Source organism: Mesorhizobium sp. M0491 (genome assembly GCF_040321265.1).
In the GTDB taxonomy this organism is placed as follows: domain Bacteria; phylum Pseudomonadota; class Alphaproteobacteria; order Rhizobiales; family Rhizobiaceae; genus Mesorhizobium.
Genome location: NZ_JAMYRE010000009.1, coordinates 191,629 through 216,842, shown reverse-complemented (window position 1 = coordinate 216,842; position 25,214 = coordinate 191,629). Strand labels below are relative to the sequence as shown.

The 25,214-nt window shown below is 62.2% G+C and carries 25 protein-coding genes; 10 read left to right on the top strand and 15 right to left on the bottom strand.

The window, feature by feature from the left end:
- Positions 1-78: 78 nt before the first annotated feature.
- Entirely contained in the window at positions 79-477 is a 399-nt protein-coding gene (locus NKI69_RS14320) for a winged helix-turn-helix transcriptional regulator (protein ID WP_023809911.1), read from the top strand.
- 85 nt (positions 478-562) lie between these two features.
- Here the strand turns inward: NKI69_RS14320 and NKI69_RS14315 are convergent, their stop codons facing one another.
- Entirely contained in the window at positions 563-940 is a 378-nt protein-coding gene (locus tag NKI69_RS14315; protein ID WP_109659601.1) for a flagellar export protein FliJ, read from the bottom strand.
- A 451-nt stretch (positions 941-1,391) separates the two neighbouring features.
- Here NKI69_RS14315 and ctrA point away from each other — a divergent pair, with 451 nt between their 5' ends.
- Positions 1,392-2,087 carry a response regulator transcription factor CtrA gene (gene ctrA / locus NKI69_RS14310; RefSeq protein WP_006203583.1) on the top strand — a complete coding sequence of 232 codons (696 nt, stop codon included), beginning with the start codon at positions 1,392-1,394 and terminating at the stop codon, positions 2,085-2,087.
- Between the two features lie 104 nt (positions 2,088-2,191).
- Here the strand turns inward: ctrA and NKI69_RS14305 are convergent, their stop codons facing one another.
- Positions 2,192-2,596 (bottom strand): response regulator, encoded by a 405-nt coding sequence (locus tag NKI69_RS14305; protein ID WP_024504503.1) that lies wholly within the window; start codon positions 2,594-2,596, stop codon positions 2,192-2,194.
- Positions 2,597-2,835: 239 nt separating this feature from the next.
- A complete protein-coding gene (chpT, locus tag NKI69_RS14300) occupies positions 2,836-3,465 on the bottom strand; it encodes a histidine phosphotransferase ChpT (protein WP_024504504.1) in 630 nt (209 codons plus the stop codon).
- A gap of 391 nt (positions 3,466-3,856) precedes the next feature.
- Between chpT and NKI69_RS14295 the strand changes: the two genes are divergently transcribed.
- Both NKI69_RS14295 and NKI69_RS14290 read left to right on the top strand, forming a co-directional pair.
- Positions 3,857-4,393, top strand: coding sequence for a DUF1134 domain-containing protein (locus tag NKI69_RS14295; protein ID WP_245273156.1), 537 nt, complete (start codon positions 3,857-3,859; stop codon positions 4,391-4,393).
- Between the two features lie 189 nt (positions 4,394-4,582).
- On the top strand, positions 4,583-5,719 hold the full coding sequence (locus NKI69_RS14290) for a coiled-coil domain-containing protein (protein ID WP_352721703.1): 1,137 nt from the start codon (positions 4,583-4,585) through the stop codon (positions 5,717-5,719).
- A 91-nt stretch (positions 5,720-5,810) separates the two neighbouring features.
- On the opposite strand, the gene NKI69_RS14285 is transcribed toward NKI69_RS14290, so the two are convergent.
- The 6 genes from NKI69_RS14285 to NKI69_RS14260 form a co-directional block, all read right to left on the bottom strand.
- On the bottom strand, positions 5,811-6,626 hold the full coding sequence (locus tag NKI69_RS14285; RefSeq protein ID WP_352721701.1) for a TrmH family RNA methyltransferase: 816 nt from the start codon (positions 6,624-6,626) through the stop codon (positions 5,811-5,813).
- A 164-nt stretch (positions 6,627-6,790) separates the two neighbouring features.
- Entirely contained in the window at positions 6,791-7,135 is a 345-nt protein-coding gene (locus NKI69_RS14280; RefSeq protein ID WP_023809905.1) for an ArsR/SmtB family transcription factor, read from the bottom strand.
- Positions 7,136-7,287: 152 nt separating this feature from the next.
- The gene (locus NKI69_RS14275) at positions 7,288-8,067 is read right to left on the bottom strand and encodes a HugZ family pyridoxamine 5'-phosphate oxidase (RefSeq protein ID WP_023809904.1); all 780 of its coding nucleotides are present in this window, start codon (positions 8,065-8,067) and stop codon (positions 7,288-7,290) included.
- Between the two features lie 31 nt (positions 8,068-8,098).
- Positions 8,099-9,274 carry a CaiB/BaiF CoA transferase family protein gene (locus tag NKI69_RS14270; protein ID WP_023809903.1) on the bottom strand — a complete coding sequence of 392 codons (1,176 nt, stop codon included), beginning with the start codon at positions 9,272-9,274 and terminating at the stop codon, positions 8,099-8,101.
- 6 nt (positions 9,275-9,280) lie between these two features.
- Entirely contained in the window at positions 9,281-10,042 is a 762-nt protein-coding gene (locus tag NKI69_RS14265; protein WP_352721698.1) for a 3-hydroxyacyl-CoA dehydrogenase, read from the bottom strand.
- A gap of 61 nt (positions 10,043-10,103) precedes the next feature.
- A complete protein-coding gene (locus NKI69_RS14260; RefSeq protein WP_023809901.1) occupies positions 10,104-10,640 on the bottom strand; it encodes a GNAT family N-acetyltransferase in 537 nt (178 codons plus the stop codon).
- A 275-nt stretch (positions 10,641-10,915) separates the two neighbouring features.
- Here NKI69_RS14260 and NKI69_RS14255 point away from each other — a divergent pair, with 275 nt between their 5' ends.
- Positions 10,916-11,908 (top strand): glutathione S-transferase family protein, encoded by a 993-nt coding sequence (locus tag NKI69_RS14255; RefSeq protein ID WP_023809900.1) that lies wholly within the window; start codon positions 10,916-10,918, stop codon positions 11,906-11,908.
- Between the two features lies 1 nt (position 11,909).
- Here the strand turns inward: NKI69_RS14255 and NKI69_RS14250 are convergent, their stop codons facing one another.
- On the bottom strand, positions 11,910-12,404 hold the full coding sequence (locus NKI69_RS14250; protein WP_023809899.1) for an NUDIX domain-containing protein: 495 nt from the start codon (positions 12,402-12,404) through the stop codon (positions 11,910-11,912).
- A 53-nt stretch (positions 12,405-12,457) separates the two neighbouring features.
- Between NKI69_RS14250 and NKI69_RS14245 the strand changes: the two genes are divergently transcribed.
- Positions 12,458-13,387 carry a metallophosphoesterase family protein gene (locus tag NKI69_RS14245; RefSeq protein ID WP_023809898.1) on the top strand — a complete coding sequence of 310 codons (930 nt, stop codon included), beginning with the start codon at positions 12,458-12,460 and terminating at the stop codon, positions 13,385-13,387.
- Here NKI69_RS14245 and NKI69_RS14240 read toward each other — a convergent pair.
- From NKI69_RS14240 to leuA, 4 genes are all read right to left on the bottom strand, one after another.
- Positions 13,371-13,988 carry a hypothetical protein gene (locus NKI69_RS14240; RefSeq protein ID WP_023809897.1) on the bottom strand — a complete coding sequence of 206 codons (618 nt, stop codon included), beginning with the start codon at positions 13,986-13,988 and terminating at the stop codon, positions 13,371-13,373. The two genes, NKI69_RS14245 and NKI69_RS14240, sit on opposite strands and share 17 nt — an antisense overlap.
- 113 nt (positions 13,989-14,101) lie before the next feature.
- Positions 14,102-14,905 (bottom strand): alpha/beta fold hydrolase, encoded by an 804-nt coding sequence (locus tag NKI69_RS14235; protein ID WP_023809896.1) that lies wholly within the window; start codon positions 14,903-14,905, stop codon positions 14,102-14,104.
- Positions 14,906-15,103: 198 nt separating this feature from the next.
- The gene (locus NKI69_RS14230) at positions 15,104-16,879 is read right to left on the bottom strand and encodes a tetratricopeptide repeat protein (RefSeq protein ID WP_023809895.1); all 1,776 of its coding nucleotides are present in this window, start codon (positions 16,877-16,879) and stop codon (positions 15,104-15,106) included.
- 184 nt (positions 16,880-17,063) lie between these two features.
- Complete coding sequence (leuA, locus tag NKI69_RS14225) at positions 17,064-18,740, bottom strand: 2-isopropylmalate synthase (RefSeq protein WP_023809894.1); 1,677 nt, start codon at positions 18,738-18,740, stop codon at positions 17,064-17,066.
- 712 nt (positions 18,741-19,452) lie between these two features.
- On the opposite strand from leuA, the gene NKI69_RS14220 reads away from it, so the two are divergent.
- Positions 19,453-20,619: an ATP-grasp domain-containing protein gene (locus NKI69_RS14220; protein WP_023809892.1), complete on the top strand. Its 1,167-nt coding sequence runs from the start codon at positions 19,453-19,455 to the stop codon at positions 20,617-20,619.
- A 4-nt stretch (positions 20,620-20,623) separates the two neighbouring features.
- Positions 20,624-21,400, top strand: a complete 777-nt coding sequence (locus NKI69_RS14215) for an esterase family protein (RefSeq protein ID WP_023809891.1) — start codon at positions 20,624-20,626, stop codon at positions 21,398-21,400.
- 23 nt (positions 21,401-21,423) lie between these two features.
- On the opposite strand, the gene NKI69_RS14210 is transcribed toward NKI69_RS14215, so the two are convergent.
- Complete coding sequence (locus NKI69_RS14210) at positions 21,424-22,959, bottom strand: MFS transporter (protein WP_023809890.1); 1,536 nt, start codon at positions 22,957-22,959, stop codon at positions 21,424-21,426.
- Between the two features lie 147 nt (positions 22,960-23,106).
- Between NKI69_RS14210 and NKI69_RS14205 the strand changes: the two genes are divergently transcribed.
- Both NKI69_RS14205 and NKI69_RS14200 read left to right on the top strand, forming a co-directional pair.
- Positions 23,107-23,991, top strand: a complete 885-nt coding sequence (locus NKI69_RS14205; protein WP_352721693.1) for a LysR family transcriptional regulator — start codon at positions 23,107-23,109, stop codon at positions 23,989-23,991.
- A gap of 122 nt (positions 23,992-24,113) precedes the next feature.
- The gene (locus NKI69_RS14200; RefSeq protein ID WP_023809889.1) at positions 24,114-25,193 is read left to right on the top strand and encodes a siderophore-interacting protein; all 1,080 of its coding nucleotides are present in this window, start codon (positions 24,114-24,116) and stop codon (positions 25,191-25,193) included.
- The last annotated feature ends 21 nt before the right edge of the window (positions 25,194-25,214 follow it).

The window sequence follows — 25,214 nt, the reverse complement described above, 5'->3', positions numbered from 1 at the left end:
TGCTCGGTTGATGCCACTATCATTTGGATAGTAATAGTCTCTTGTCCAGTATGTACCTTCCTGATATATACGCACCCTATGGATAGTGAAGATGATTGCGGTTTCGGCTATGATGCGTTCCGGCGGACGTGTCCTTCGCACACCGTGCTGGAGATGCTGGCCAGCAAATGGGTCTATCTGGTGGTTTGCGCGCTGCGCAAAGGCCGGCTGCGCAATGGCGAGCTCGCCCGCAAGCTCGAAGGCATCACGCCGAAGATGCTGACGCAGACGCTGCGGGTGCTCGAGCGCGACGGCCTGGTGCGGCGCGAGATCTTCCCGGTCATTCCGCCGCGCGTCGAATATGAATTGACCGAGCTCGGCCAGAACCTGGCGGGACTGCTTACCCAGATCAGGTCATGGGCGGAGCAGCATGCGCCGGATATCAAGGATGCCCGTGCAAGGGCAATTGCCGAGAGTGAAGGGGATTGGGCCGCGTAGGGCGGATTCATTTTTCCCGCCGGAGCCGCAAGCCGCGACAATGCGCCAGCCTGATGGCGGGCGTTGGCGCGGCAAACCGCCAGTCTTAGCCGATCATGGCGCTGCGGCCGCCGATTTCGGCTTCGCGGATCTTGGTGTCACGCGATTCCAGCATTTCCGCCTTGGAAAGCTCCGCTTCAGCTTCGCCGAGTAATGATTCGGCAGTGCTTCGCTGCTGCGCGAGGTCGCTTTGCGAATTTCTGAGGTTGTCGCGGCGCAAACGCGCCGCCTTGGCGAAGGTCGGATAGGCGAAATGGTTGATGTCGGTGATGCCGGCCTTCTTTTCCTCGGCGGTGATCTGAAGCTCCAGCTCGACGGCCATGCGTTCGAACTCGGCGATCATCATGTCGAGCTGCAGCAGCTGCCGCCGCTTCTCATTCACCTGAAACTGTTTCAGCCGAACGAGGTTTTCACGTGACTTCATGATTCGGTACTCCCGGAAACGCACACCCGCATCTATCGTCCAAACCACCTGGAAACGCCCAGGCCGCACCCGTGTCCACCGCCTTTCCCCTAACTATGGGAAACAAAACCCTAAAGTTTTTTGCCGACGGTAACCATTCGTTTACGGGCATTGTTAATCATACGGGTCAGGACTTAAGGCCGGGTAAAAATTCCGACCACCGATGCGGAAGCGACGTCGATGAGTCCCTGGAGTCGCTTAGTCCAGGTTGTTAATGTGTTGCATTAGAATTTGGTTCTGAGATTCGTTATTAGATTCAAGAGGGTGTAGAAAGAGGTTAAAAAATCTGGTACCGTCATGGACGGGAAATTAGGATTTGTTAACCATTCAATGGCAGCCTCTGCACAAGGCAACCACTGCTCCGGGTCCGGACGGGTCGTGAAATGGTCCGGCAGCAGAAAAGGGGAATGAAATGCGTGTTCTGCTGATAGAAGATGACAGTGCAACCGCACAAAGCATCGAACTGATGCTGAAATCGGAAAGTTTCAACGTCTACACGACCGATCTCGGTGAAGAGGGCGTCGATCTAGGCAAGCTCTACGACTACGATATCATTCTTCTCGATCTCAACCTGCCTGACATGTCGGGCTACGAGGTCTTGAGAACGCTTCGCCTTTCCAAGGTCAAAACGCCTATTCTCATCCTCTCCGGCATGGCCGGCATCGAGGACAAGGTGCGCGGCCTCGGCTTCGGTGCAGACGACTACATGACCAAGCCATTCCACAAGGATGAGCTGGTTGCCCGCATTCATGCCATCGTGCGGCGCTCCAAGGGCCACGCCCAGTCGGTCATCACTACCGGGGACCTCGTGGTCAACCTCGATGCCAAGACAGTCGAGGTCGGCGGCCAGCGGGTGCACCTGACCGGCAAGGAATACCAGATGCTGGAGTTGCTTTCGCTGCGCAAAGGCACCACGCTGACCAAGGAAATGTTCCTCAACCACCTCTATGGCGGCATGGACGAGCCTGAATTGAAGATCATCGACGTCTTCATCTGCAAGCTGCGCAAAAAGCTCGACGCGGCATCGGGCGGTCAGAACTACATCGAAACGGTCTGGGGACGCGGCTATGTGCTGCGCGAACCGGAAGACATTCGCGTCAGCGCCTGAGCGACGAATCGTTCGAATCTTTTCAATAAAAAACCCGGCTTCGGCCGGGTTTTTGCATGATGGGCTGGTAACAGTCTGTTTTCGGGCTTCCGAGCAGAAAACCGTCACGCACTTTTTCTGGAATTGCTCAAGGATGCCGAATCAGGTGCGCTCTTCAAGGTGCGAAAGCGCTCGAGCAGCTGCGGGCGGTTGAATGGCTTCAAGAGATAGCCCTGGGCGCCGGCGCGCTTGGCCCGCATGATCGAAGCAATATCGAGCTCGACCAGGGAAATCAGGATCTGCGGCCTTATCGGGCTCTCCATGGCGCGGACGCGACGGATGAGATCGACCGCCGGTACGTCGGGCAAGGCGCCATCGACGACGATGATGTCGGGCATGTCGGCGGCGCACATCTCCAGCGCGTCAAGTCCGCTGGCGGCCTCGATGACAATCATTTCGGAGCCGCCCAGGATGCGTTTTGCAACCTTCCTGATGACGCTTGAATCGTCGACGAACATGCAGCGTTTCATTTCCGGGTCCTCTTTGCCTTCTGGCAGTCCGGTAGCGTCGGGGGCATCCAGGGCGGACCATAGGCCAATCTGGTAAAGAAGCCGAAAAGGCGTTAGGTAAAATTTTTACAAAGATAGGCAGGTGCCTGCTTTTATTCGCGAATGCTTTGGCACTGCCTGGACGACCAGATGCATCTCAAGTCGATGAGCTGGAATTACAGATTTCAATGTAGAAATACTTCGCTTTATCGGCTGCGCAATCAGGCCGCAGAAAGGACGATTTCTTCCGGCGTCGCGTGGATCGATATCGTCATGCCGGCTTCGCGCGCCAGAAGCAGCGTGTAGTAGGGCTGCACGGAATGCGCGTCGATCGGTTCCTCCGGCTTGTGGCCGGAATGCAGTTCGAGGAACTTCGGCGGCACACGCAGCATCGGGCCGGCCGACGCAAGCGCGAAACGCGGTTCGGTCTCAAGATTTTCCAGCGTCACGGAAAGCTTGCCGCCGCGCGGAATGGCGGCATTGGCGACGAGGATCAGGTTGAGCAGCAGCTTGACCTTGTTCTTGGGCAGCAACGCGCGGGGCCCGTTCCAGGTCAGTTCCGGCTTTTCGTTCTTGAGGAAGGCGATGGCGACCGCTTCGGCATCGCCGGTATCGATCAACATGCCGGCCGAGCCGGCGGCACCGAAGGCGATGCGGGCGAACTGCAGGCGGGCCGAAGCGTTGCGGGCGCTCTGGCGGATCAGCTTCATCGCGTCCTCGTCGGCGCCGCCTTCATCAAGCAATTCGAGCCCGTTGTTGATCGCGCCGACCGGCGAGATGATGTCGTGGCAGACCCGACTGCACAAAAGCGCTGCCAGATCGGGTGCGGAAAGGGTGAACAGATCGGCCATCGGCGAAAAATCCCTGCAAAATCTCACAACTCATGGCCGGGCGATCGATCGTCGCCTGCCACACGAATCACGCACTCTCTCCTCGGGCTTTCTGAATACACAGCGCCCGTGCGTGCAGCAACAAATCCAAATTGTGGTTGTGGCAAATGGCGTGTTCACGCAGGCTGCCGGCCCCACTTGAGCGACCCCAAACAGCCTTCGAACCGCCATGTTCATGTGTGAGCTTAATGGTTGAAAAAGGATTACGGCATAGTTTGCCCCTAACAGTTACCCTTAACGGCCGGCTAAAAGAGCCGTACGGGGTGCGAGGCGTCGGCGAAGGTGCTCCCTGACGGAGATTGGAAGCATGTTTTCCCGATACTACGACCGGAGCTTTCTCCGTGTCTTCTCAATGGCGGTCACGCTCCTGGGCGTTCTCGTCTTCTCGACTTCAGCCCTGCGGGCCCAGGAATACACCGCTCAAGAGATTGTCGATTCCGGTCACAAATTTTTTGGCGCGACATCGGGCGGGCTCGCCACGGTGATCGAGAAGATTTTTGCCTCCTACGGCCTGCCCAACGGCTATCTGCTGGGCGAAGAAGGCTCGGGTGCGCTGATCGGTGGCCTGACCTATGGCGAAGGCACGCTCTACACCAAGAATGCCGGCGACCACAAAGTGTTCTGGCAAGGCCCGTCACTCGGCTGGGATTTCGGCGGCGAGGGGTCGCGGGTGATGATGCTGGTCTACAATCTCGACGATGTGGGCAGCCTCTATAACCGCTATGGCGGCGTCGCCGGTTCGGCCTATGTGGTGGCTGGCGTCGGCTTCAACGTGCTGAAGAACAACAATGTGATTTTGGTGCCGATCCGCACCGGTGTCGGTGCCCGGCTTGGCGTCAATCTCGGCTATCTGAAGCTTACCGAGCGCGCCACCTGGAATCCGTTCTAAGCTGAAGTCCTTGGCTGTCGTTGCCCAAAACCGGGACCGCTTTTGGGTCGACATGCATTAAACTCGTGGCGTTGCGGCAAACCCTTGCCGCAACGCTGGATTTCCGCCATGTCAACGTGGCACAGTCAAGCGCTCTATGCGCTTTTGGTTTATCTTGTTTGATGCTTACCGGCCACAACGGGTAGTCACTTGGTCCAGTCGGTCCTGTTCTTCGTCCTCGGCTTTCTCTGCGCTGGCTTTCTGGCGCTCATGGTGGCTCCGGCCATATGGCGTCGTGCGGTCGCGCTTACACGCAGACGCGTCGAATCCTCGATCCCTCTGACGCAAACCGAGATCCAGGCGGACAAGGATCGCATCCGCGCCGAATACGCTATGACGACGCGCCGCCTGGAAATCAGCGTCAAGGCGTTGCGAGAGAAGGCGGCCGAACAACTCGTCGAGATCAATCGCGGTCGCGAGGCCATGAAGGGCCTGGCGGTCGAGCGGACGGACAAGAACCAGGCGCTGACCGAGCTGGGCGCGAAGAACGAAGCGCTGCGTCAACGAGAGGGCGAGTTGCAGCAGCTTTCGGAGCGGTTGAAGGAAACCGAGCGCAAGCTGGAAAAGCGCGCAGTTGAGCTGGAAAAGCTGGAGCGCATGTATGACGATGCCAGTTTTTCCTCGAGCAGCCGGCAGATCGAGCTCGTGGCGCGAGAGTCCGAAATGCAGAAACTCGCCAGTGACATTGCGATGCTGCGCGGCCAGCGCAAGGAAGCCGACAGGCGCGGCCAGGAAATCGCGGCCGAAAGCAAGGCCGCGCGGGACGCTCTGAAAGCCGAGAAGAAAAGGACCGCCGAGCTCGACAAGAAGGTCGAGCGGCTGCTGGCCACACTTGCCGATCGCGAAGACAAACTCGACCGCCGCGAAAAGGAACTGGCACGCATGCGCGAAAGATCGAAATCCGAAGACAGCGCGCCAGCCTTGCGGCTGGTCGGCAAGGGCGGCGATGTCGCCAGGAGTGATGATTTGGACAAGGCAATCGCCAAGCTCGACAGTGACCGTGAGCAGCTCGAGGCGAGGCTGACGGCGCTGGCGCGCGAGAACAAGCGGCTGAAGGCCGACCTCACCGCACTGGCCGCGTCCAAGGCCACGGACAGCAGCTCTGCCTTGCGCGAGCAGATGAACGCGCTGGCGGCGGAGGTCGTCCATCTGACGGCGAAGCTCGAGGGGCCTGGTTCGCCGGTCGCCAAGGCATTGGCGGTACCGTCGGACGCCCGCTCCGGCAACGGTGACCGCAGTCTTGCCGACCGCGTGCGCGCGCTGCAGAAGGCTGACGCGACAAGCTGAATCAGGCCTCTTTAGAGTATTTCACCGTTTCACGGAAACGGCGAAATGCCCGAACTCTTTGCTTTGACGCAATTCTGGACGGAAAACCGCTTCACACTTTTCCTAGAATTGCTCTAGCCGAAAAATGATGCAGCGCGATGGCTGAAGCCGCGGCGACATTCAGGCTGTCGAAGCCTTCCGCCATGGTAATCCGCACGTTGCGCAGGCTTGCGAGCAGGTTGTCCGGCAAGCCTTCGCCCTCGGTGCCGAGATAGAGCGCCAGGCGCTTACTGCGCTGCGCATCGCGGATGTCGGTCTTCCCGCGTGGCGACAGCGCGAATTGTTCGAAGCCACGTCGGGCGAGCATCGTTGTGAAGCCGGCGGTATCGGAGAACGATGCGAAGGGGATCTTGAGCGCGGCGCCGACCGAAACGCGGATCGCCTTGCGATAGAGCGGGTCGCAGCATGTCGCATCCAGCAGAACAGCGTCAGCGCCAAAGGCGGCGGCATTGCGGAAGATCGAGCCCACATTGTCATGGTTGGCGATACCGACGAGCACTACGACGAGCGCCCGAGGCGGCAAGCCATCGAGCAGGTCTTCGGCCGGCTGCGGCTCTCCCTTGCGGCCAATGGCCAGGATTCCGCGATGCATATGAAATCCGGCGATAGCGTCCATCACCGCGCTGGTGGCGACATAGACCGGGAGGTCGGCGGGCGCCTTGCTCAGGATGTTGTCGAGACCTGCCAGCCGGTTTTCCAGGACCAGGATCGATTCGGCGGCAAAGCGCCCGGTCGAGAGCAGCAGGTCGAGCACCACCTTGCCTTCGGCGACGAAGCGGCCTTGCCGGCCGGCGAGGTCACGCTCGCGAATGTCGAGATAGGCAGCGACGCGCGGATCTTGCGGGTCGTCGATGCGAATGGGATCCATGCATTCCTCGCGACCGTCGCATCGGCCCGAAAATCCGGACCGCTTCCCGGCGCTCACCTTGTTTGGAAAGCACGATGCGACAATTCGGGACAATCAGCCAGCTCTGTACGCCCCGGATGGGCGCATGTCGCTCTGAAATCACCGGCGAGATCGGCGCTATGTGGTCAGGTTCCAGCACGGCGCAAACGGTGCGCCATCTGGGACAGGTCATCCTTGCCGCTGCCGAAAATGCCGTCCAGCATGACAAGCAGTTCTCGCACGGCGTCGGATTTGCAGGAGTAGTAGATCATCTGCCGGTCGCGGCGGGTCTCGACCAGGTCGAGCGCCCGCAACTTGGCGAGGTGCTGGGACAGGGCGGATTGGCTGAGCATCACCTTCTCAGCAATGGCTCCAACCGACATTTCACCTTCGGCGAGATAGCTCATGATCAACAGTCGCTTCTCATTGCCCATCAGCATGAGAAACTCTGCCGCCGATTCGGCGTTCACGATTAGCTTTGTCGAGACCATCGATCCCCCATGCTTCCTGTTCATCCCGACGCCATGGGGGCAATGGCGTCTGATTCCATAAATTCACTTGTCGATCGGCGCTGGCGATTCAGCGTCACCAAAAGGTAGAGCATTTCACTTAAATCTCAAGTGTTGCTTTTGATCCAGCATAATTAAGTCTCAGTCCCGGCGTCGGCCATGGCTCGGCCGGCCTTGGCCATATCGACCAGAACGTGCCGCAATTCGCCTGCCGCCGCCAAAGGGTGTGGGTAAAAGACCCGGCAAACATCGTCGCCCGACACCAGATCCATGCCATCGGCATCGAATCCGGCAACACGCCAGCCGTTTCCGGACGCTTTGGCGAAATGCTGTGCGTAAACGGCGATTGCGTCGAGATGGTCGGCGTTCATGTGGTCGATGGCGGATTGTTCGCGCGCCGCGAGTTCCTCGACGACCGGTCCGCTGGCGAGCAAATCCGATCGATCGAGCTGATAGGCCTTGCCGAAGCCGCCGTTGAGGCTGGCGCGTTGCGGACCGAGGCGAAAGATCGAAAAGTCGCCGAGACCGGCGTAAAGATTCGCCCTGGGATTGTGATTGAGATAACGGCGCTCGGTGCGGGCGTGTTCGGCTGATCCGCGCTCAAGCCGTGCCGCCTGGCAGATCAATGTCAGGCGCGGGTGCGCCAGCGGGTCGCCCTTGCCCGGTTCGCCGAGCAACAGGGAACAGCGCGGATCGGCAAGCAGAGCGCCGGTGTGCGCCGAAAGCATCGAAACCAGGATCAGCGGCGCGCCGTCGATGTCGGTGGCCACGCCGACCCTGCTGGCCAGCGGCGAGCCGGTTTGCGGTTCGATCACCGCCAGGGCGCCAAAGCGGGCGCTGCGCAGAAGCGTCTTCGCCAGCCGGATCGCTTCGGCGTCCGTCTCGCGGATCACGTCCTTTTTCGGCTCGTCCAAGGCAGCACCACAGTAAGTTGATCTTTCTTCTCTAGTTATCGGTCAGCAAGCTGGATTTGACAAGGTCGTCGATCTCGGCTTTCGCAAAGCCGAAACGTGCCAGAATTTCCGATGGCGACACATCCTCATTGCCTGGCATAGGGGCCAATGTCGGTTGCGAGCTCGAGAAACGCGGCGCGGGGGCCGGGCGCTCAAATGCACCTGTCGTCACAGAGGCGTTGCGTGCCCGATTGTGCGGGTGGTGCTTCGCCTCTTGCAGCGACAGGACGGGTGCAACGCAGGCATCGGTTTGCGTGAACAGAAGGTCCCAGTCGTCGCGTGGTTTCTGCCGGATCCGATCGGCAATGGCGGCGCGCATCGGCGGCCACAGGGCCTTGTCGTACTGGCCGGACGCAAAGCGCTCGTCGAGCGGCAGCAGCCTGGCGAATTCGGCGAAGAATTGCGGCTCGAGACAGCCGATGGCGATATGGCGTCCGTCCGACGTCTCATAGGTATCGTAGAACGGGGCGCCGGAATCGAGCAGGTTCGCGCCGCGCTTGTCGCTCCACAAGCCGGCCGCCATCAAGGCGTGCAGGGGCACCGCCAGCATCGAGGCACCGTCGACCATCGCGGCGTCGATGACTTCACCCTTGCCGGTGCGCGAACGTTGGAATAGGGCGGCCAGCACGCCGGCCATCAGCATCATGGCGCCACCGCCATAGTCGGCGACAAGGTTGAGCGGCGGGACCGGACGGCCGTCGGCATGGCCGATGGCGTGCAGCACGCCGCTATAGGCGAGGTAGGTGATGTCGTGGCCGGCGCGGCCGGCGAGCGGGCCGTCCTGGCCGAAGCCGGTCATACGGCCGTAGATCAGCGCGGGGTTACGCGCCAGCACCGCTTCCGGGCCGAGGCCGAGCCGCTCCATGACGCCCGGGCGAAAGCTTTCGAGCAACATGTCCGCCTTTTCGGCAAGGCGCAGCAACAGATCGGTGCCTTCACGGCGCTTCAGGTCGAGGCGCAGGACGGCGCGGCCATGGCGGTCGATGTTGTACTCATCCGGCAGCGACAGGAACTGGCTCGTCCCCGCCCGTTCGATGCGCAACACTTGCGCGCCCATCTCCGACAGCATCAGGCCGGCCAGCGGCACCGGGCCGAGCCCGGCCATCTCGATCACCTTCAGCCCGGCCAGCGGCCCGGTTTTAGCGGCAGCGGACAGGCCGGCGCTCATGACCTTCTATTTCGGCGCCATGCGAATGGCGCCGTCGAGACGAATGGTCTCGCCGTTCAGCATCTGGTTCTCGACGATGTGCAGGGCGAGCGCGGCGTATTCGGACGGTTCGCCCAGGCGCGACGGGAAAGGCACGGCGGCGCCCAGCGAATCCTGCACCTCTTGCGGCATGCCGGCCATCATCGGCGTCTTGAAGATGCCGGGCGCGATGGTGCAGACGCGGATGCCGGAACGGGCAAGATCGCGCGCCGCCGGCAGCGTCATGCCGACGACGCCGCCCTTGGAAGCCGCATAGGCGGCCTGACCGATCTGGCCATCATAAGCGGCAACCGAAGCGGTGTTGACGATGACGCCGCGCTCGCCGCACTGCAGCGGCTCGAGCTTCGACGCGCGCTCGGCAACGAGGCGGATCATGTTGAACGTGCCGATCAGATTGACCTCGATCACCTTGCGATACTGATCAAGGGGGTGGGGACCATCCTTGCCGATCGTCTTCACGCCGATGGCGATGCCGGCGCAGTTGACCAGGATCCGTGGCTGGCCAAGCTTGGCCGTAACGTCGGCGAGGGCAGCGGTCCCGCTGTCGGCGCTGCTGACGTCGCACTGGACGGCTATACCGCCGATCTCGGCCGCGACCTTGGCCGCGCGATCGATACCGACATCGAAGATGGCGACGCGGGCGCCCTTGGCCGCCAGCGCGCGCGCCGTTGCCTCGCCAAGGCCGGAGCCGCCGCCGGTGACGATCGCGATCTGGCCGTTCGGGTTCATGGCGTCATCCTTTGATCTCGGGAACAGTGGGATGGATCAGGCGCCAGATCGAAGGGAAAGGTCAAGCCATCGCCGCGGTAGGATCGGCCACCCTGGCCTGATCGGCGTGGCCGACCTCGCCCAAGAGCCTGGCTACCGCGCCCGGCGCGATCTCGTGCGACAGCAGCCGGTCGAGATCGACGGGGCGCGGCATCGAAATCTGGCCGCGCGGAATCCGCTTGAAACCGAGCGGCCCGTAATAGGGCTCGTCACCGACCAGCATTACGGCAGGTGCGCCGGCCCGGGCGGCGGCCTCCAGCGCGATCGCCACCAGCCGGCGGCCGATGCCGAGATTCTTGAAGGCCGGCCGCACCGCGAGCGGCCCGAGCATCAATGCGCGGCCGGCGCCGGCGGCGATGCGGGTCATGCGCACCGAGGCGACGACAAGGTCGCCGTCGACGGCGACAAAGGACAGCGAGCGCTCGTGCCCTCCGGCTTCACGGATCTTGTAAGCGGCCAGCACAAAGCGGCCGGGCCCGAAGGCTTCGTCGTTGATGGCTTCGATCTCGGGGTCGTGCGCCGGGGTTTCCGGCAGGTATTTCACGTCGGCAAGGCTCATGGTCGTTGCGGTCCGATACAAGGAGGAGAGGTTTGCTGCAAACGGCAGCATTCGCCAGTCAGCGCTTCATCAAGCGCGGGCGCCCTTTCGTCGTCGGTCAAACCGGATCAAAGCAAAGTCGAACATGCGGATTGTGCGCTAGCATCAATTTCCCGCCGCTGCAATCGGCCGTTTTTGTCCGTCATTTCTGCCAAGTGACGGTCTGTTCAGCACCTGACGTCTTCGACAGGGCAGCCTTGTGCCTACATCAACCAACAGGACGCAAGGAGATTTGCATGGGATTGCTGGTTGAAGGAAGATGGCAGGATCGCTGGTATGATACGGCGGACAATGGTGGCAGCTTCGTGCGGACGCAGTCGCAATGGCGCGACTGGATCACTGTTGACGGCAAGCCGGCTGAAGGCCGGACGCGCGGTTTCAAGGCCGAGCCCGGCCGCTATCACCTCTATGTCTCGCTTGCCTGTCCGTGGGCCCACCGGACGTTGATCTTTCGCGCGCTGAAGAAGCTGGAAGGCGTCATATCGGTGTCGGTGGTGCATCATTTCATGGGCGCCAACGGCTGGACGTTCGTGGCTGAGGACGGCGCCACGGGCGACACGCTTTACGGCCTCGACTTCCTGCACCAGATCTATGCCAAGGCCGATCCCGCCTATTCGGGCCGGGTGACGGTGCCGGTGCTGTGGGACAAAAAGGAGCAGACCATCGTCTCCAATGAGTCTTCCGAAATCATCCGCATGCTGAATTCAGCCTTCGACGAATGGGGCGACGCCAGCCTCGATTTCTATCCGAAGGCGTTGCGCGGCGAGATCGATCGGATCAATGCGCTGGTCTATCCCGCGGTCAACAACGGCGTCTATCGCGCCGGCTTCGCCACCACGCAACGTGCCTATGAAGAGGCGTTCGGTGAATTGTTCACAGCGCTGGATACGCTGGAGGAGCGGCTGTCGAAGCAGCGCTATCTCGTCGGCGATCGTATCACCGAAGCCGACTGGCGGCTGTTCACCACGCTGGTGCGCTTCGATCCGGTCTATGTCGGCCATTTCAAATGCAATCTGCGCCGTATCGCCGACTACCCGAACCTGTCCAACTATCTGCGCGATCTCTATCAGGTGCCTGATGTGGCCGGGACGGTGAATCTGCATCATATCAAGGCGCATTATTACGGCAGCCACCAGACAATCAATCCGACGCGGATCGTGCCTGTCGGACCGGATCTGGATTATGCCGCACGGCATGACCGGGCGCGCTTCGAGAAAGCGGCAGCCTGATCTACCAGTAGGGCGAGGGCTGCTCGCCGTCAAAAACCTCGGCGATCCGGCGCAGCGTCGCCGGCGTCGTGCCCTGCGGCAAGCCGTCGAGCGGGAAGAAGCCGGCTTCGGCGATTTCGTGGTCCGGCAGCTTCGGCGCCGTCTGGCTGAAATGCTCGAGCAAATAAAAGCCGACATGGTCGCGGCGGCTGGAGCGGCGGTTGAAATGCATCGATTTGAGCACCGGCGGGGCGGTGAGAGCGATGTTGCCTTCCTCGGCCAGTTCACGGGCCAGTGCCTCGTTCATCGTCTCGCCGACTTCGACGCCGCCGCCGGGAAGCTGCCAGCCCGGTACATAGGTATGGCGAATAAGGAAGACGGACCTGGACGCCCTGTCGTGGATCAAGCCGCGCACGCCAAGCGTCATCGGCCTCCGCAGCACGAAATAGAGATGGAACAGCCTGGCCCTCAAACCTGGCCAGCCGGTCTGGCGGAAGGCATCTTCAGGGCTCGTCATTGATAGCGAAACCGTGGGTGGAAAGCCGCGCGCGGGTCGCCTATGAAGGTTGTATGTTCAGGCTCGCGCATATTTCCGATGTCCATCTGGGGCCGCTCCCCGATGTATCCTATCGCGATCTCGCCTCCAAGCGCGTGCTCGGCTATGTCAACTGGCAGCGCAACCGCCGCCGCCATATGCATGATGCGGTGATTGACACGATCGTCGCCGACATCAAGGCGAACACGCCTGACCACCTCGCCGTCACCGGCGACCTGGTCAATCTGGCGCTCGACGGCGAGATCGAGATGGCCAGGCACTGGTTGGAGACGCTGGGGCCGGCGCATGATGTTTCGGTCGTTCCGGGCAACCACGACGCCTATGTGCCAGGCGCCTTCGACAAGGTCTGCCGATCCTGGGCGGCGTGGATGAGCGGCGACGGCGTCAACACGCCGGTCGATCGTAACGCATTTCCCTATCTGCGCGTGCGCGGCAACGTCGCGCTGATCGGTGTCTCGACAGCGCGCGCCACGGCACCCTTCATGGCCAATGGTTTCTTCATGGAAGGCCAAGCGAAGCGGCTCGGCAAAATCCTCGGGGATACCGCCGGACAGGGGCTGTTCCGCGCCATCATGATCCATCATCCGCCGGTGCGCGGCGCGGTCCCGCAGCACAAGCGGCTGTTCGGCATTGCCCGCTTCAACAAGATCATTCGCCGCCACGGCGCCGACCTTGTCCTGCACGGCCATTCACATCTGCCGTCGCTGTTCTTCATCGGCGGTCGCGGCGTCAGGATTCCAGCGGTCGGCGTCGCCGCCGCCGGCCAGGCGCCGGGCGGCAAGAACCCGGCGGCGCAGTACAATCTGTTCGACATTGACGGCGAGACGGGCAACTGGCGGATCCGGCTGACGCGGCGCGGCCTGACCGGGCCGTCCATGCCGCCATCCGATCTGCAGACGCTGGAACTCGGTGCCGTGACTGGCGCCGCTATGGCCGCAAGCTGACTACCATGGCGACGATGCGGTCCCAGAACAGGACGATGGACACGAGAAGACCGACCAGGGCACCGGCAGCCACAAGGCCAAGCCCGGACAGAAAGGCCGACCAGCGTTTGCCGCGCGCCGTCGCGCGCAGCGGCGGTTCGGCTTCCGGCACATAGGCACGTTTCATGCCGGCGACGGCCGGTTCGACGCCGCCTTCCAGCATCCTCTGACGCTCGACAATGCGCTCCGCGACATAGCGTGTCACGGAATGGGCAACCGGCTTCATCTCGGTGGATTCGGCAAGCACCACCCGGCCGATACGGGTGTCCTTGAGGAAGCGATAGGTCCGGCGGTCGCGCCCCATGGCGACATGACTGATGGCGTCGATCCACAAGCGCGGCTGCAAGCCGGACGAGACGACAAAGTCGAAATTGTCCATGTCGGCCGGAACATCGGCAAAAACCGGTGCCAGTTCGGCGGCGAGCAGATCGAGGCGCATGCGATGCGCCTCGCGCATGTCGACGACGACGTCGTCGCGGTCGGCGAAGGCATTTTTGACATCACGGATGGCATCGGACAGTTTCTTGGACTGGTCGATGGTCTTCTCGCCTGCTTCCTTCATCGGCGTCTGCCTCGTGGGTTTGGTTAACACCGGGTTAACACAGCCGCCGGCAAAATGCACTGGCGAGATCGACGGCCCCCGGGGTGCCCAGGAAGGTTGTCGTGCGAAAAAGGTCAGCTGGCTGCTGCGGCGAATTTCTGGCGATGTGGCCTGGCGCGACGATTGGTGTTGCGGCGAATGATCTCGGCAACAAGGCCGGGGGCTTCCTCAGCCAGCATATGGCCGGCCTCCAGCACGTGGTGCACGTGAAAATGCGCCGGCAGGTCATCCGCCTGGGTAAAGGGCAGCACCGCATCGTTGGTTCCCCATGCCACCATCACTGGCATGTTCAGTCCATCGAGGCGATCGTGCGGGATGACGCCTTGCCGACCGTCCACGGTCATGGCGGCTGCGATCTCGACCAGCTTTTCGAGTTGGCCGGGTCGCCTGCGCATTTCCCAAAGGGTGTCCACCATATGTTCGAGTGGCGGGGCTGAAGGTCCCGACATGACGGCGAGGCAGGAGCGGATCTCGGACCGATCCGAGGCTTCGGCATAGCGGCGCAATAGCGGTCCATTGATTTCGGGGCCAAGGCCGCCCGGCGCCAGAAGCGTCAGCGAGGCTATCTTTTCAGGCTCGGCCAGCGCCATCAGCGCCGCCACGGCACCGCCCATCGAGTGGCCCACGAGATGAACGCGCTTCAGGCGACGCTCAGAGAGATCGGCGAGCACGGCCTTGGCCGCCACCCTGGCCGGACCGGCGGCGGGAAAATCGAGCGACATCCCATACCCAGGCAGATCATAGGCCAGCGTATGCGTGGAAGGCGTCAGGGCGGAAATCACCTCGCGCCATACATCATGGCAGCCGCCGAAACCGTGCAGCAGGACGATGGCCTTCGAGCCAACACCCTCTTCGGCGGCAAAAAGTGATGCGGTCATGAAAGCTGATTTTTTTGTTATTGCAGAATGCGCGACACCAATGATGGCTGAATTGCTCCTAGTCCAACGTGATGACCAGTAAAATTTTCGCGATTTGTACGGTTGTGTACAGAACTTGGCCACCAATCGGCAATCGGCGATCGGAGCGCAGGAAATCCATCGGGACGCGGCGCAGCCAGTGCGCGGACGTCGATGGTGTCAGCTTGGGCTGCCGAGCCCGGCAGCGCGGAGTGCCTGGACCAGCCGGTCGGTCAGGTCGGCCGGATATTTCCGCTCGACGAAAGTCGCCCGTGGATCGGCGGCAAATTTGGGGAACTCGGTGGTCAGCTGTTTCAGCAGCGTGCTCACCAGATGGTCCTGTCCGGCAGCCTTGGCGCCGACCAGCCGCGCCGCCAGATAGTGTGATTTCGTTGCCGTCGTTCTCAGTGCCATGCTGGCCGCGACCGCCTTGTTCATGTCGCCGAGCATGAACTCACCAACGAACAGCCCGTAGTCCCACCATGTCGGGTGCCCGCTGAAGGTCTCCGCCGCATGATCGAGGATCGGCGTTCCCTCGGCGTATCGTCCGGCGAAGATCAGCCCGTAGCCGTAAGCGGCGGCCATGCCGAGGTCGTAGGGGTTGAGTTCATAGGCCTTGCGCATCCAGCGGATCGCTTCGTCCGTATTGCCGAGGCGCGAACTGACATAGCCGTAGGAGCGATGCGCATAAGGGCTGGTCGGACCCATCTGCACGCCGCGATGGGCAAACTCGACGGCTGTCTCAATCGTCGCATTGGGCGGATAGGCGTAATGATCGGACACCGCCTCGAGATGCAGGGAAGCAAGTTCCGAATAGACGAGCGAGGACTTGGTTCCACCATTGGCCAGCTTCTCGAGGCAACGGTAGGCTGCCTCATGGGTCCTGGCGTTCTGGTCGAGATAATATTTGCCGTTGAGCAGCAGACATTGCGTCAGGCCGTTTGGCGTGCCGGTCTGCTCGATATAGTTGTAGATGGTGCCGGAGGCGGGGAGTGCCGAGCTCAGCATGTCGGCGATACGGTCTTCGACCGCGGCAGGTGCGCTGTCGGCGGGGGTGAGATTGCGCGATAGAAGCACCCGTCCGGACGCCATGCTTTGCAGTTCGATCGTGATGTCGCCCGCGTCCGGTCCGGGCAGGACGTCGAATATGAAGCTCGCAGCGTCGTCAGCCGGATCGCCGACGGTGTCGCGGCCGATGAAGTCGATGGTATCGAAGCCACTCAGGCCGGCGCGCAGCGATGCGGCGACACGGCTGGCGTCGGGGCCGTCAGCCTTGAGTCCGATATAGACTTGCGGAAGGGCGTCAGCCCTTGCCGATGCCGTGACGCTTGCGCTTGCGCCAGCGATCTCCGGCGTTGCCGAGATGTCGCCGCCTGCCAGCAAGGCAGTGCTGCCCTGGCGAAGGATCAGTACGCCCAGCATGGCGATGACCAAGGCGATCGCCATCCAGAAAAAGCGGAGATGGCGCGCCACCGAGGGGGCAGGCGAAATCGGTACGGAAGCCAGAGACATCGCGTCCAGCATGCCCGTGCCGGCTTCGTTGGACCGATCGGCGGATACGACGCCGTCCAGCCTGAGTTCGGGAACAGCCTCGGCAATATCCGGCAGGCGGATCGCGTTCAATTCATAGGCAGGAACATAGCCCCCGCGCGGAATGGCGATGCGGACCGGCTCGGCAATTCCCTCATTGGCAAAATAGTGCTGCAGAAGCTCGCGCAGCCTGCCTGCCTGCACACGCACCACGGCATCGGTGGACGGATCGAAGTCGCCGTCCTTGCCGAAAACATCCATGGCAATGGAAAAGCCCTTGAGCCTGTCGGCTTCGCCGGCCTGTTCACGTTCGACAAGATAACGCAGCAGCTTGCGCGCGCGTTCGGATCGGCCGAACGTTTGGCTGGCAAGCAGTCGCTCCAGTGTCTCGCGCACTGCGGGGGCGGCAGGCGTGGCATGCTGCAAGTGTCGATCCTCTCGAAGTCGGCACAGGTTGAGGCGCGATCATATAGGTCCCGCACCACCACACAAGTATACACCCCGTTATGCGATCACGTACCCACCGGATAATTCCGCGGTGGTTAATGGCCCGAAAGATCGGAACCGTTCACCAGGTTGGGAGGGTTCCGATCTTTGTTCCCGTCGGGCGTCAGCCGGCTTTTTTACCGACGATACGGTTCGCGGCAGACATCACCGCCTCCAGTGAGGCGGCGACGATGTTGGTGTTGATGCCGGCGCCGAACAGCTTGCCCTGGGGATACTCCATCTCGACATACGAAATGGCTGACGCGTTCGAGCCGCGCTGCATCGAGTGCTCGGAATAGTCGAGCACCGACATCTCGACGCCGACATGGCGCGACAGCGCATCGACGAAGCCGTCGATCGGACCGGTGCCTGTGCCGGAGATCGTCACTTCCTTGCCATTGTCCAGGATGACCGCCTCGACGACGCGCCGGCCCTTGATTTCGGTGCTGGGATAGGTGTGGTGATCGAGGAATTTCAGCCGCGCGGCCGGCTGATCGACATAGGTCTCGAGAAAGCGCTCGTAGATACGCCTGGCCGGCACTTCCTTGCCCTCGGCGTCGGTGATCGCCTGGATTTCCTGGCTAAATTCGATCTGCAGATTGCGCGGCAAGTTGAGGCCGTAATCGGCCTGCAGCACATAAGCGATGCCACCCTTGCCGGACTGCGAGTTGATGCGGATGATGGCTTCATAGCTGCGGCCGACATCGGCCGGATCGATCGGCAGATAGGGCACTTCCCACAGGCTCGTATTGGCCTTCTTCAGCGCCTTCATGCCCTTGTTGATGGCATCCTGGTGCGAACCGGAAAAGGCGGTGTAGACGAGTTCGCCGACATAGGGGTGGCGCTCGGGGATCTTCAACTGGTTCGAATATTCGTAGACGTCCTTCATCCGGTTGATGTCGGAGCAGTCGATCAACGGATCGACACCTTGCGTGTACATGTTCAGCGCCAGCGTGACGATGTCGACATTGCCGGTGCGCTCGCCATTGCCGAACAGCGTGCCTTCGACACGGTCGGCGCCGGCCATCAGGCCGAGTTCGGTGGTGGCGATGCCGGTGCCGCGGTCATTGTGCGGATGCAGCGAGACCAGCAGGTTCTCCCGGTTGTCGAGGTTGCGGCACATCCACTCGATGCGGTCGGCATAGATGTTGGGTGTCGACATCTCGACCGTCGAGGGCAGGTTGACGATCAGCTTGTTGTCCGCCGTCGGCCTGACGATCTCGGTGACGGCGTTGCAGATCTCCAGCGCCACTTCGAGTTCGGTGCCGGTAAAGCTCTCCGGCGAATACTCGAAGCGAAAGCCTCCGCCGGCCTTGGCCGCCATGTCGGTGATCATCTTGGCGGCGTCGGTGGCGATCCGCTTGATGCCGCCGACGTCCTTTTCGAAGACGACGCGACGCTGCAGCTCGCTGGTCGAATTGTAGAAATGGACGATCGGGTTGGTGGCGCCCTTCAGCGCCTCGAAGGTGCGGGTGATCAGCTCCGGCCGGCACTGCACCAGCACCTGCAGCGAGACATCGGCGGGCACGTTGCCTTCCTCGATGCACCAGCGGGCAAAGTCGAAATCGGTCTGCGAGGCCGACGGGAAGCCGATCTCGATCTCCTTGAAGCCCATGTCGAGCAGCAGGCCGAACATGCGTGCCTTGCGCTCATGGCCCATCGGATCGATCAGCGCCTGGTTGCCGTCGCGCAGGTCGACCGAGCACCAGATCGGCGCCTTGTCGATGACCTTCGAGGGCCATGTGCGGTCGGTGAGGCCGACGGTCGGATAGGGCTGATATTTGCGGGCTGCGTCGGACATGCCCTTGTTCTGGATGCTTCGTTCCGCATCCTTGCCGGCTACCGCGGCATCGGAACGGATCTCTTCTCGTGCGTTCATCGTCTTTTCTCCCGGCGGCTCATGGATCCACCCTCAGGTGGATTGATGGCGAGCGGCGCCTTACCAGAATTTCGTTCGCTTGATGTGATTGCCAAGGAGCATGCGCTTGCGCGGCGGTTCGACCGCCGGGCGCTCCTTCAGCGAACCCGGCGATCGCCGATAAGGCCGAGAAGAAGCAGGGTCGAAGCCAGCGCGCGCACGGTCTCGCCGGAAAAACCGGTCGGACGGGAAGCGTTGGTGGCGCGCGTGTTCATGGCTGATCTCATATAGGAGCGGCTTGTGGGAGGCAAGTGGGGCCGCATTGCGGGTAATGCTGATGACAGCGAGTTCGGCAGTGTTGGCAGCCTTTGTGCCGGCAGCTTTCCACGATAGGAATTTTTTCTTGACTGGGTGACCTCAGCTACGGTACATATTCGTCCATGGTGCTGATCTGCGCCAGTGACCCGCCGCACAGGCGGGTTTTTCGTTTGATGCTCCGTCAGCCAACGCGCCGAAGGCCGCGAGGGAACCCGAGTTCGGTGCCTTGGCTTTGCTGGCCGGATTTTGCTGGATATTGTCCCCACCGCACATGCCCTTCCCCAGGCGCTGCAAATGCGCCAGACTTGGGCATCGACGGGTTGCGATGGGGTTGTCCATGAATTTCGTGTTCTTCTCCCCGCATTTTCCCGCCAACGGCGCGGATTTCTGCGACCGTTTGAAGAAGGCCGGAGCCAGGGTGCTCGGCATCGGCGACGCACCCTATGACGCACTCGACGCCAAGCTGAAGGCGGCGCTTTCGGAATATTACCGTGTCGCCGACATGGAAGACTACGATCCGGTGTTCCGGGCGATGGGGCATTTCATCCACAAATGGGGCCGCATCGACCGTTTCGAATCGCTCAATGAACATTGGCTGGAGCTGGAAGCCAACATCCGCTCCGACTTCAACATCTACGGCACCAAGCTCGATTTCGTGAAGAATCTGAAGCGCAAGAGCCGCATGCGCGCCTTCTTCCGCAAGAGTGGCGTCGACACCATCGCGCAGCGCAAATGCTCCGACCGTGCCGGGGCCATGACTTTCATCCGGCGCGTCGGCTATCCGGTGGTGGTCAAGCCCGACAGCGGTTCCGGCGCATCGAACACCTTCAAGATCTCCAACGCCAAGGAACTCGACCAGTTCTTCCGGGACAAGCCCGAGGACGTGACCTTCGTCATGGAGCAGTTCATCGAGGGACTGGTGGTGACTTATGACGGGCTGGTCAACCGCGACGGCGAGGTGGTGCTGGCGGCCAGCCATCGCTATGACCAGAGCATCATGGAGGTGGTCAACAAGGACCGCCACATGAGCTACACCTGCTTTCCCAAGGTTAGACCGGCGATCGAGGAGGCCGGCCGCAAGATACTGAAGGCGTTCGACGTGCGCGAACGCTTCTTCCACATTGAGCTGTTCGAGACCAAGGACGACCGGGTCATCGCGCTGGAGGTCAACATGCGTCCGCCCGGCGCCTGGATGACCGATGCGATCAACTATACGTTCGACGTCGACGTCTATGCGGCATGGGCCGATATGGTGGTCAGAGATGCCGCCGGCGGCCCTTACGAGGGCAAATACTTCACCGCCTATGCCAGCCGCAAGCGACGCCTCCACTATTTGCACAGCCATGAGGACGTGCTAGCCGCGCACCGCGACAAGATCGTCCACCATCAGGCCATCGAAGAGGTTTTCAGCCGCGCCATGGGAAATTACGCCTATCAGATGCGCTCGAAGGACGAAGCAGCGTTGCGCGAGGCAGTCGCCTATATCCACGCGGAAAAGGCGTGAGGCGATGGACATCTCCTATCACAAGAATTTCTCGAGCCAGCTCGGCCGCGACATGGAATACAAGCGCTACGGCCATGCCGGCCGGCCGGTGGTGGTGTTTCCGACCTCGCAGGGCCGGTTCTACCAGTTCGAGGATTCCGGCGGGGTGGGCGCACTGGCCGAATTCATCGACACCGGCCGCATCCAGCTGTTCACGGTCGACGGCGTCGATTCGGAATCCTTCTTCGACAAGCATGCCGACGCGGCCCATCGCATCGCCCGCCACGAAGCCTATTTCCGCTATGTGCGCGAGGAGGCGCTGCCGGAGTTCCTGTCCGCAGCCGAGCAGGCCAATGGCGGCCGCAAGCTGAAGCCGCTGTTCTCGGGCTGTTCGATGGGCGGCTATCACTCGTCGAACTTCGTCTTCCGCTTTCCCGAACTTGCCAGCGGCGTCATCGCGCTGTCGGGCGTCTATTCGGCGCGCGACTTCTTCGGCAAAGCGCTCGAGGGCGACATTTTCTACAACTCGCCGCTGGACTATCTGCCCGGCATCGTCGATCCCAAACTGCTGACCCGGCTGAAGGCGCTCAGGCTGATCTTCTGCTGCGGGCAGGGCGCATGGGAAGAGCGGATGCTGGTCGAGACGCGCAGGTTGGAACAAATCCTGCGCGACAAGTCCATTCCCGCCTGGGTCGATTATTGGGGTGGCGATGTCAGCCACGACTGGCCGTGGTGGCACAAGCAACTGGTCTATTTCTTCGGCCGCTGGCTGGATGAGGACCTGATGCACAGGCTCGATTGATAGCGGGGGCCGTCCGCTGACTGCTACCCTTCCTGCGGCACTGCCTGGACGTCGACACTTTCACCTGAAGCCGATCCGCGACGCAGGCCAAGGAAGACGACGACGGCGGTCATGACGGTGATTGCCGCCAGCACGATCAGCAGCCTGTCGAACGCCGTCTCGTAGGCCTGGACCAGAACAGCGGCTCCGGCTTGGGGCAGATGTTGTGCTGCTTCGCCGAGATTGCCGGTCACCAGCAGCTGGGCTGCCGCCGCCGCCTCCGTCGAAGATGCCGTTTCCTCGGCGGCGACCTGCGCGGCGGTAAAGCCGGAAAGGGTCGCCATGACGATCGCGAGCGCCACACCCTCGCAGGCGACGCGGGTGGTGTTGAAGATGCCGACCGCCATGCCGGCGCGCTCTCTCGGCACGACACTGACGGCAAGCCCGTCCATCAATCCCCAGGGCAGGGCGATGCCGACGCCGATCAGCATCAGCGGCGCCACCAGCGCACTATCGACCGGTGGTGTCAGGCTCAGCCAGACAAGCCCGGCGGCAGCGACAAGCAGGCCGACGCCGCAGATCGTGGCCGGCGCGATCCAGCGCGCCAGCTGTCCGGCGAGCATCGGCAGGATCAGCAGCGGGCCTGATAGGCAGATCATCAATTGCCCGGCCTTGATCTCGCTCATGCCCTCGATGCCGATGAAGCGGATCGGCAACAGGACGAGCAGGACGACGAAGGCGTAAGCGGGTGCCGCAGCCAGAAACTGGACGCCGACGAAGCGGGGATAGGCAAACAGCGTGAGGTCAAGCATCGGCCGTTGTGCGCGCCGCTCGACAAAGACGAAGGCGACAAAACAGATGACAGAAGCGGCCAGAAGGGTGACGACAAGGGGATCGGCCCAGCCGCGCTGCGGGGCCTGGAGCACGCCATAGGTCAGCGACGCCAGCGCGATCGTGAAGGTGCCGGCTCCCGCCCAGTCGAGGCCAGTCGCATCCGGATCTCGCGATTCCCTGATGGTGCGCAGGCCGAGCATGGCGGCGGCAATCGCGAGTGCTGCAACCAGAATAAAGATCGACCGCCAGCCGAATGCAGAGATAAGCAGGCCCGACGCGATCGGGCCGAAGGCGAGGCCGATGCCGAAACTGGTGCCGAGAAAGCTGAAGGCGCGCAGCCGCAATGGCCCTTCGAGTTCCTGGGCGAGTGCCGAGGCGCCGCCAGCGAAGGCGGCCGCACTGCCGATCCCCTGCGCGGCCCGGAAAATGTCGAACCAGATGATGTCCGGCGCCAGCATCGCGCCCAGCGACGCCAGGACATAGAGGGAGAGGCCGACGAGGAAGAGGCGCTTGCGGCCATGGTTGTCGGCCAGAGCGCCCGACGCCATCAGGGTGGCGCCGAAGGTCAGCATGAAGGCGTTTGTCACCCAGTTGAGCTCGATCGGACTGCCGCCGAGATCGGCCGCGATGCGCGACAGAGCGACGGCCGGACCGGTGAAGGTCAAGGGCATCGTCATCGCGGCAAGGCAAACGGACAAGAGCACGAGCCATCTCTCGGCAGAGCCGGTTGTGGTCCTAGAAGTCATGGATTTCCCTATCTGAAACAGCACTCGCCGGTCGGCCGCGCGTTTGCGGATCCGGTCGTGACGACAAGATAGGTCGTCGGCATTTCAGGAAAAATGGTGTTATATCTCCTGGTATATCGGACTGAAACGCTCGAATGGAATGACACGATGGATCGTCTCAACGGGCTCCTGGCCTTCGCCCGCACCGCCGAATTCGGCAGTTTCGTCGCTGCAGGGCGGGCGCTCGGCATCTCGGCTTCCGCCGTCGGCAAGAGCGTCGCGCGGCTCGAACAGGAGCTCGGCGTGCGGCTCCTGCAGCGCAGCACGCGGCGGATTGGCCTGACGGAAGAGGGCAAGCTGTTCAACGAGCGGGTGCGCCGGATCCTCGACGACATCGGCGATGCCGAGGCGATGCTGTCGCGGACACGGGAAACACCGCGTGGGCGGCTGCGCATATCCACCCCGATCGTCACCTATCATCTGCTGCTGCCGGTGCTGTCGGAGTTCATGGCCCGCTATCCCGAGATTGAGCTCGACATCGATTTCAACGACCGGATCGTCGACGTCATCGACGAGGGCATCGATGTCGCGATCCGTAGTGGCGAACTGCCGGATTCGCGCCTTGTGTCGAGACCCGTTGCGCCCTTTCGCATGCTGCTGTGCGCGGCGCCCTCCTACCTCGACCGCCATGGCGCCCCCAGCGTGCCGGCTGATCTCACCAGGCATTTCGGCATAAACTTCCGCTTCCTGAACAGCGGCAGGCTGCTGGAGTGGCCGTTCACTACCGGAAGCGCCGAACCGCAGATACGCTCGATGCTGACATGCAACAACATGGAGGCGTTGAAAGGCGCCACGCTCGCCGGGCTCGGCATCGCCTGCATGCCGGATTTCCTGGTGCGCGAGGCGCTGCACGAAGACAGGCTGCGTACCGTCCTCGACGGTCATGTCGACGGCCGTGGCCAGTTCCGGATGCTGTGGCCCTCCAATCGCCATTTGTCGCCGAAGGTGCGCGTCTTCGTCGACTTTCTTCCCGAGCGGCTTGCTGCGCGGTAGGCGTTCATCGCTAAATATGAATTTTATAATCAAGTTTATGTGGAAACGCCGCAGCGGCTGTGGCATGTCGCTGACGGCGGTGGCGCTGCGGCGCTTGCCGAATTGTTGCGAAGGACTGAGCGATGGACCAACTGAACGCGCAAACCCGGATCAGCGACGCGGCGATCAGGTTGGTGATGGACCGGCTGCGCGCAGAGCACAGCGAATTCGAGATTGACACTGGCGTTGCCGACCAGTGGGAGCTCCGCCTCTACTACGGCTCGTTGAGCGCTACGCTTGATGATGAAAGCGTGCTGATCCGGGTCGCGGCGACAGACGAAACCTGCCTGTCCTACATGAAGATGACGGTCGCCGGCCATGTCGCCGAACATCTCGGCACGACCAAGGGCATCCATTGGCAAGGTGACGGCAGCGACGCCGGTACGCCGGTCTTCTTCCGCGAGATCGCGGTGATGTCGTCAACGCGGATATCGGCGCACATGCAGCGCCTGCGCTTCGCCGGCAAGGATCTCGGCCGATTTACCCATGGCGGCCTGCACATGCGGCTGCTGCTGCCGCCGCCTGGCCGCCGGCTGGTTTGGCCGACGATGGGCGCTGACGGCTTGATCGTCTGGCCTTCTGGCGACGATGCGCTTGCCGTGCGGGTCTACACGATCCGGGCGGTGGACGCCGCAAGCGGTTGGCTCGACGTCGATTTCGTGTTGCATCCAGGCCAGGAGACGCCCGCCGCCGCCTTCGCGCAAAGCGCACAGGCAGGAGACGTGATCGGCATGATCGGACCCGGTGGCGGCGACGCCCCGGTGGCGCAGACCTTGCTTCTGCTCGGCGACGACACCGCACTGCCAGCCATCGGCCGGATTTTGGAGCATTTGCCGGCGTCAACCCGCGCCGAGGCACTGATCGAGGTCGATGGCCCGGATGACCGGATCGCGCTGGCGCAAGGGGACAATGTCGATATCACCTGGCTCTACCGGCACGGCCGAGAGGCCGGCACCGCCGGCCTGTTGCCAGCCGCCTTGCGGGAGCGCAGCCACATGGCGCTTGCCGACGGTCTTTATGTCTGGGCCGGATGCGAATTCGGCGATTTCCGGGAGATCCGCAAGATCGTGCGCAAGCAATGGAACCTATCGCGCAACCGGCACCTGGTCACCGCCTACTGGCGCCGCGACGCGCAAAGCGAGGATGAGGGCGGCGAGGAATAATCCGCGGCTTATGACCGTCTC